General features: G+C 68.4%; 7 protein-coding genes. 1 reads left to right on the forward strand and 6 read right to left on the reverse strand.

The genetic code is table 11. From position 1 onward, the window contains the following. Positions 1-70 precede the first annotated feature (70 nt). The 3 genes from ABZV91_RS26915 to ABZV91_RS26925 all read right to left on the reverse strand — a co-directional run bounded on the left by ABZV91_RS26915 (position 71) and on the right by ABZV91_RS26925 (position 3,363). Positions 71-1,000: a lysophospholipid acyltransferase family protein gene (locus ABZV91_RS26915; RefSeq protein WP_355247279.1), complete on the reverse strand. Its 930-nt coding sequence runs from the start codon at positions 998-1,000 to the stop codon at positions 71-73. A 4-nt stretch (positions 1,001-1,004) separates the two neighbouring features. Beyond that, positions 1,005-1,832 carry a GNAT family N-acyltransferase gene (locus tag ABZV91_RS26920; RefSeq protein WP_355247282.1) on the reverse strand — a complete coding sequence of 276 codons (828 nt, stop codon included), beginning with the start codon at positions 1,830-1,832 and terminating at the stop codon, positions 1,005-1,007. Positions 1,833-2,058: 226 nt separating this feature from the next. Beyond that, positions 2,059-3,363, reverse strand: a complete 1,305-nt coding sequence (locus ABZV91_RS26925) for an NAD(P)/FAD-dependent oxidoreductase (RefSeq protein ID WP_355247285.1) — start codon at positions 3,361-3,363, stop codon at positions 2,059-2,061. A gap of 111 nt (positions 3,364-3,474) precedes the next feature. On the opposite strand from ABZV91_RS26925, the gene ABZV91_RS26930 reads away from it, so the two are divergent. Beyond that, on the forward strand, positions 3,475-4,332 hold the full coding sequence (locus ABZV91_RS26930; protein WP_355247288.1) for a LysR family transcriptional regulator: 858 nt from the start codon (positions 3,475-3,477) through the stop codon (positions 4,330-4,332). A 391-nt stretch (positions 4,333-4,723) separates the two neighbouring features. Here ABZV91_RS26930 and ABZV91_RS26935 read toward each other — a convergent pair whose 3' ends face one another. From ABZV91_RS26935 to ABZV91_RS26945, 3 genes are all read right to left on the reverse strand, one after another. After that, a complete protein-coding gene (locus tag ABZV91_RS26935) occupies positions 4,724-5,047 on the reverse strand; it encodes a hypothetical protein (protein ID WP_355247291.1) in 324 nt (107 codons plus the stop codon). Positions 5,048-5,065: 18 nt separating this feature from the next. Next, complete coding sequence (locus ABZV91_RS26940) at positions 5,066-5,491, reverse strand: hypothetical protein (protein WP_355247294.1); 426 nt, start codon at positions 5,489-5,491, stop codon at positions 5,066-5,068. Positions 5,492-5,705: 214 nt separating this feature from the next. Further along, positions 5,706-6,224, reverse strand: a complete 519-nt coding sequence (locus tag ABZV91_RS26945; RefSeq protein ID WP_355247297.1) for a hypothetical protein — start codon at positions 6,222-6,224, stop codon at positions 5,706-5,708. Between the last annotated feature and the right edge of the window lie 361 nt (positions 6,225-6,585).

Raw genomic sequence — 6,585 nt, forward strand, 5'->3', positions numbered from 1 at the left:
AATGGATGAGTCGATATCCAGAAGCAGGGAGGCCGGGACCACCCCGTGGACCCGGCCGCAACCGCTCGAATCAGACCGCGCTGACCGCGGCCTTCGTCAGCTGCCGGCCCGCCGCCGCCAGGACGGCGTGCGCGGCATCGGAAAGCTCTTCCGCGCGCACCGCACGCTCACACTGCCGGGCGAGCTCCTTGCGGTCGGTGCCCGCCGGTTCCACCGGCGCCAGCACAACTTCGGCGGTCAGGTTCCGGGCCCGCAGCACCCGCACGATCGAATCGACCAGGGTGTCGTCCCCGACGAACCCGGGAACGGTGGACCGGTTGCCGTGCGCGTCCAGGTACCGCAGCCGGACCGGCTGCACCGGGGTCCCGGTATCGACCGCGGCCTGGAACAGGGCGGGCCGCAGCGACCCGTAGGCGCGGCCACACCAGGTGGTGCCCTCCGGGAAGAACCCGATCCGTTCCCCCGCGGCGAGCCGATGCCCGACCCGATCGACCACCTCCGGCAGACGGCGCAGGCGTTCCCGCTCGATCGGAACGACCCGCATCACCCGGGCGAGCCTGCCGAGCACCGGCCAATCGATCAGATCGGCCCGGGCCACGAAGGCGAGCGGCTGCACCGAGGCGAGCACGACGATATCCGCCCAGCCGATATGCCCGCACGCGACGAGCACTCCCGTGCCCGGCTCGGCGTACCGTGGCCCGATCGCCGCGGCGCCGGTCCGTCGGTCCACCACCCGCAGCCGGATACCGCACGCACGCAACAGGGCCCGGGCGAACCGCCGCTGCATCCCCGACCGCCGGGACGCCGGCGTGACGATATGCGCGAACGGATAGGCGAGCAGCACCGACACGGCTCCGACTGCCCGCAGACCGGCCCGCGCGACACCGAGCTCGGGGCGCTGATGCACACAACCGGTCCCGCACGGGCTCACCGGCATCCAGGCGTGCTGGACGGCAGGCCGCATAGGCGCCTCGTCGACCTGCTGCGCGACGGTCTCCATCGGGTCACCGCCCGCCGTCGAAATTCGCGGCCGCACCGCGCAACCGATCCAGATACCGGGTGTTGATGGTGTCGAGCCCCAGCAACACCACGAAATCCGCGACGGCGAAATCCGGGTCGTGCGCGGGCTCCCCGCAGATCTCGGCGCCGAGCCGCAGATAGCCGTTGAGCAGCGGGGGGAGTTTGGGCCGCTCGGGAGCGGGCAGAGCGTCCAGGGCCACCCCGTCGACCACCACGGGACGATAGGGGCGGACACGCTTCTCGGGCGCGCAGGCATGTCTGTCGAGCAGGAGATCGCGGACCCCGCGCACATTGACTCCCGCCGGATCGCCGGGGCTGTTCTGCATGGGCACCGAGGCGCATCCCATCACCCAGTCGTAACCGGTGAGCTGGATGTAGTGCAGGATCCCGGCCCACATGAGGGTGAGCACCGAGCCGTTGCGATGGTCGGGAACCACACAGGCCCGGCCCATCTCCACGATCCGCATTCCGGCCGGGTCGAGATTCGTGAGGTCGAATTCGGTGGCCGTGTAGTACCCCCCGGCGGCGGTCACCTTGTCCGGGGGCAACATCCGGTAGCACCCGACGAATTCGCCCGTGGCCTCGTCACGGACCAGCATATGGTCGCAGTGCTCGTCGAACCGGTCCGCGTCCAGACCGGTACCGTTGTCCGGGATGCGGAAGCCCGGCTCATCGGCGAATACGGTGTACCGCAACCGCTGTGCCGCGAGGCGATGGTCGGTGTCGGAAGAGACGATCAGTGCGTATCGGGACCGGTGATCCTCGCCGGCGGCGAGTCGAGCCGGAGCCGTCGGCACGGACGTGATAGCCATGATGCCAAGCAGGCCAGCCCGACACGGCCTCCGGGCGTCCAGAACATGTCGCGGACATGCCGGTTCGGTTAACGAGACGCAGGTCACACCGAGCGTTCACCGATCGGTAGCCGCGCGTTAGCGTGAGCAGGGAAAACAGCTTCGCTGTTGGGTTGAGAGCAACGCGGAATTCGCCTTCCCGACGCGCCGCGGGCGGGCCCGTCCGACGGACCCGCCCCACGCGGCGCTAGGCGACGAAACGTTCGGGTTCGCGCACCCGTTCCAGATGGTGCCGGTCCACTTCCTCGAACCCCGGCCGACCCGTACCGATGAACGCCACCAGCCACGACAGGACCGCGGCGAACCGGTTCCGGAAGCCCACCAGGTAGAACAGGTGCACCGCCAGCCAGATGAACCACGCGAGCACTCCGCGGAAGGTGATCTTCTCGTTCAGCTTCGTCACGGCGCTGAACCGGCTGATCACCGCCATACTGCCCTTGTCCCAGTACACGAACGGAGTGCCCGGGTGCTTATCGCGGCTGATGATGTCGGCGGCGTGCCGGCCCTCCTGCATGGCCACCGGCGACTGACCCGGGTAACCGTTGAGCGAGGTCATATCGCCGATCGCGTAGATATCGGCATAGCCGCCCACGGTGAGGTCGGGATTGATCAGCAGCCGCCCGGCGCGATCGGTCTCGCAACCGGTGGCCTCGGCCAGCAGTTTCGCGAAACCGCCCGCCTGCACGCCCGCCGACCACACGATGGTCTCCGCGTCGATCTGCCGCTCGGCGCCGTCTTTGTCCTTGACCGTGACGTGCCCGTCCTCGATATCGGTGACGAAGGTGCCCAGCAGCACTTCGACCCCGCTGCGGGTCAACGATTTCTTCGCGTACTCCGACAGCCCGCCGCCGAAGGGCGGTAGGACCGCGCCGGCGCCCTCGACCAGGGTCACCGACACTTCCTCGTGGTAGTACCGCTTCGCCAGCTCTTTCAGCTGTCCGGCGACCTCCACACCGGTGGCCCCGGCGCCGACCACGACGAACGACAGCAACCGCCGCCGGGTCTCCTCGTCGGCCTGGCCCGCTTCGCGGAACACCCGGGCGATCTGAGCCCGGAGCAGCCTCGCGTCGTCGATGGTCTTGAGCGAGAAGGTCTTGTCGGCGAAGTCGTCGCGACCGAAGTAGGACTGGCTGGCACCGGTGGCCGCGATCAGCGATCCGTAGCGGATCCGGCGGACCTCCTCGCCGGTGCGGTAGGTCAGGACGGCGGCGTCGGGCTCGATGGCGGTGACCTCGCCCAGCCGGACGTCGGCCTCCTTGTGCCGGCGCAGAATGTTCGCGATCGGGGGTGCGATCTCCGCGGACGCCAACACCCCGGTGGCGACCTGATAGAGCAGCGGCTGGAACAGGTGTTCCGGCGTGCTCGAGATCAGGACATAGTCCACTCCCGCTTTGGCCAGTTGTTTGGCCGCGGCGAGTCCGCCGAACCCCGAACCGATGATCACGACGTCCGCGTACTCGACGCCGGCGCCGACCTCAGTGACCTTGTGCATGACAGCCTCCTTCACTCATTAGGAACCGTCATCCGTAAGGCAGATATTTCAGGGTTCAGGGCGCATAATTGAGATGACTCTTATCTGTTCTGGTCATGAATGGAGATCGAGGTGGAACTTCGCCAGCTCACGTACTACGTCGCGGTGTGCGAGGAGCTCAGCTTCAGCCGGGCGGCGGCCCGGTGCTTCATCTCACAATCGGCGATCAGCCACCAGATCGCCCGGCTCGAACACGACCTGGGCGTGCAGCTCTTCGAGCGCTCGACCCGATCGGTCGTCCCCACCGACGCGAGCACCAGGCTACTACCGCTCGCCAAGCAGATGCTAGGTCTGGAATCGGCCATCCGCGCCTCCATTCGCACCACCGGCCCCCGTATCCGGCTCGCGGCGAATATGTCGTTCGCCACACGCTCGCTGTCGGCCATCGCCGGTGCGCGCGAGGCGCATCCCGGCGCGGAGATCGAGTTCGTCATCAAACCGTTCCGCCAGCGGGTCGCGGCCGTCGCGGACGGGGACTGCGATCTGGCCCTGATCCGCGGCAGTGTGCAGCAGGCCGGACTCGTCGTCGAACAACTGTGGGTGGAAGACCTCACCCTGGCGACCGCCCCCGCGCATCCGCTGGCCGGGCGCACCGACGTCACCCTCGCCGAACTCAGCGCCTACCCGCTGCTCCTCCCGCCGGAGTCCGAGCAGTTCCTCCTGCACAACGTCATCCGGGCCGCCTTCGCCGACCTGCCCACCGGGCCGACCTTCGGCCCGCCCATCCCGCCGGACCACACCGCGACGATGGAGCTGATCAATCACCCCGATGCCTGGACGGTTCTCTACGCCAACAGCTCCACGGAGGGCATCGCCGCACTGCCGTTGGCCGACCACCGCCTCCGCATCCCCGTCTCCGCCGTCCTGCGCGCCGACACCCGGCGCACCCCCATCCTCGATTCACTCCTCGACGGGCTGCACTGCGCCTAGCTGATGTCCAGCGACGACAGGCCCTCCCGGGCCGCGGCGTCGGTTCGGCCCCGAACACATCGGCCCGATACGCGCGGTGCGTACCGGTCCGGCGGGCCCGGCCGCCGGGCAGTGGCGGCCGGGCCGACGGTGGCGGCGCCGGTTCGGCTCGGCGGGCCACCGGTAACCCGAGTGGCGAGGGGTCCTGCTCGGGTCGTTCGGGTGCCGTCCGGAGGACGGCGGGTGCTACCGCGAGGCCCTACTCGCCGGTTTCAGCTTCACTGTGGAACTCCTTGTCACACCGCGTCGTCGCCGACCGCACCGACCGGACCTCGGATGACGGCGACAGTAATCCGCGTTGCTGTGCGGCGGCCGGGAAGACGGCTGGGAGTCTGCTGGGAACCGCGAGGGTTCAACCGTCGCAGAACAGACAGTCACACGGCCGGCCCACCTCGCTGCCGTAGACGGCCAGGTGGCGCAGCGGAGCCAGCACCGTGTCCGCGACGGCCGGATCCAGTGCGGGCGCCGACCACGGTGACAGTTTCCCCCAGGCCGCCGGTGCTTCCTCGATGTCGTAGCGGACCACACCGTCGACGAACAGCGTCCACAGGCAGTGATCGGGAAAAGGGTTCAGGCGCAGGACCCACCAGCGGCCACCCACCTCGGCGGCCAACGGGAAGCGCACGTTCCCGGTACCGCGCCAAACAGGCCTGGCCAGGGCTTCGGGCTGTGTCATACCGTGTCCTCCACACCGCTATCCGGCAGAGCGGCCGAACGATTCGAGAATCGTCTCGATGCGCCCGCGCGCCGCGGGCAACATCTCCTTCGCCAGCTCGCCCACGGCCTCCCGCATCGGGGCGAGTGCGGCCAGGACCTCCGGAGGCAACGTCTCCGACTCCGGCACACCATCCGCCGGCGCCGCGGCCAGATCCGCCGGACCCCGGAACATCCGGGTATCCACCGGGCCCGGGCACATCACGGTCACACCGATTCTCGGCGCGATGGTATCCAGCTCGCCCCGCAGGGATGGCGATATCGAGATGATCGCGCTCTTGGCTTCGGCCTCGACATCGGCCACTACCACCCGGGGCCCGCGATCGACCAGCACGACGGCAAGGGCGTGGCCGCTTCCGTTCACGGCTCCGGGGACGACGGCGACCTGCCCGGCTTCCAGTTCCATGGATCCTCCCTCGCCACCCGTCCGCCCGAGTGGCCGACGGCACCCACCATCCTGCCCGTGGCCCCAGGACCACCGCATCGGGCCGCAGGGTAATTTCGCGGTGGTCACCAGGTGACGGGTACCCTGGTCGCAGCACCGCCGCATACCGGGAACCGCCGTACGGAGTGGCGAAGCCGCCGAGGCCCGATACGCCGCGGAGACGGCCGGTCACCGTTCACCGGCGGTCGTCGGAGGGCGAGCCACCGCGCGCCGGAGGCAGCCGCTTCTCCCCGCACACCAGTTCACGCGCGAGACTTTCGTAAGAGAAATACGCACGGGCCAATTGCCGCCGATGCACCGCCTCCGGTCCGTCCAGGACGAAGCGGTCGAACGAAATCGTGTACAGATACGCCAACCGGCCGAATACCGCGCCCAAGCCCTCGTGATGTTCCACCGCGTCACTGACCGGTTCGCCGAGAACGCGATGCGCCTCCGAGTCGATGACGAACAGATGGCGTTGTGCGTCCTCCCACGCCCTGATGAACGGGTCGGCGGCGAGGTTCATATCGTCCAGGTCCGGTTCGGGCCGGCCCGGGACCCAGGTCATCACCACGTCGTCCCAGCTCGGTCGCGTCGTGGCCAGGCGGCGATGCGCGTTCACCAGGCCGGCGACGGCGGTGAGCATGGGACAGCCGAAATCGGCCGATCCGGCGGTGCACGATTCCGCCGCCCGCACGAACACTGTCGAGACCACTCGGCTGTCCGGTAAGGGACCGAATCTCGCACGGCCGTACACAGTTCCCCTTTTCCTGCCGCCGCGGCGGCCATTCTGGAATTTCCGAATTCAGCGACCCCGGCCGATCACCCCGTACTGCCGACATGTCGATCGGCGCGCACAGCTTAGCCAATTCTTTCGTCCGGAAGAGCGTTCGACGAAAGGGGTATCGACGCGGAATGCGTTCTATTACAGGACAATTGGAATAGACCGAATCGGGCGAGACGGCGATTCGATCTCCGCATTCCTAGACGAGTAAGTCCAAACCCTGGTCAATGGTCGTAGGCGATCAGTGACCGGGTGACCGGTGCGCCGATCGTGTGGTTGTGCCAGATCGCGG

It is taken from the genome of Nocardia sp. NPDC004568, from assembly GCF_040609955.1.
Taxonomy (GTDB): domain Bacteria; phylum Actinomycetota; class Actinomycetes; order Mycobacteriales; family Mycobacteriaceae; genus Nocardia.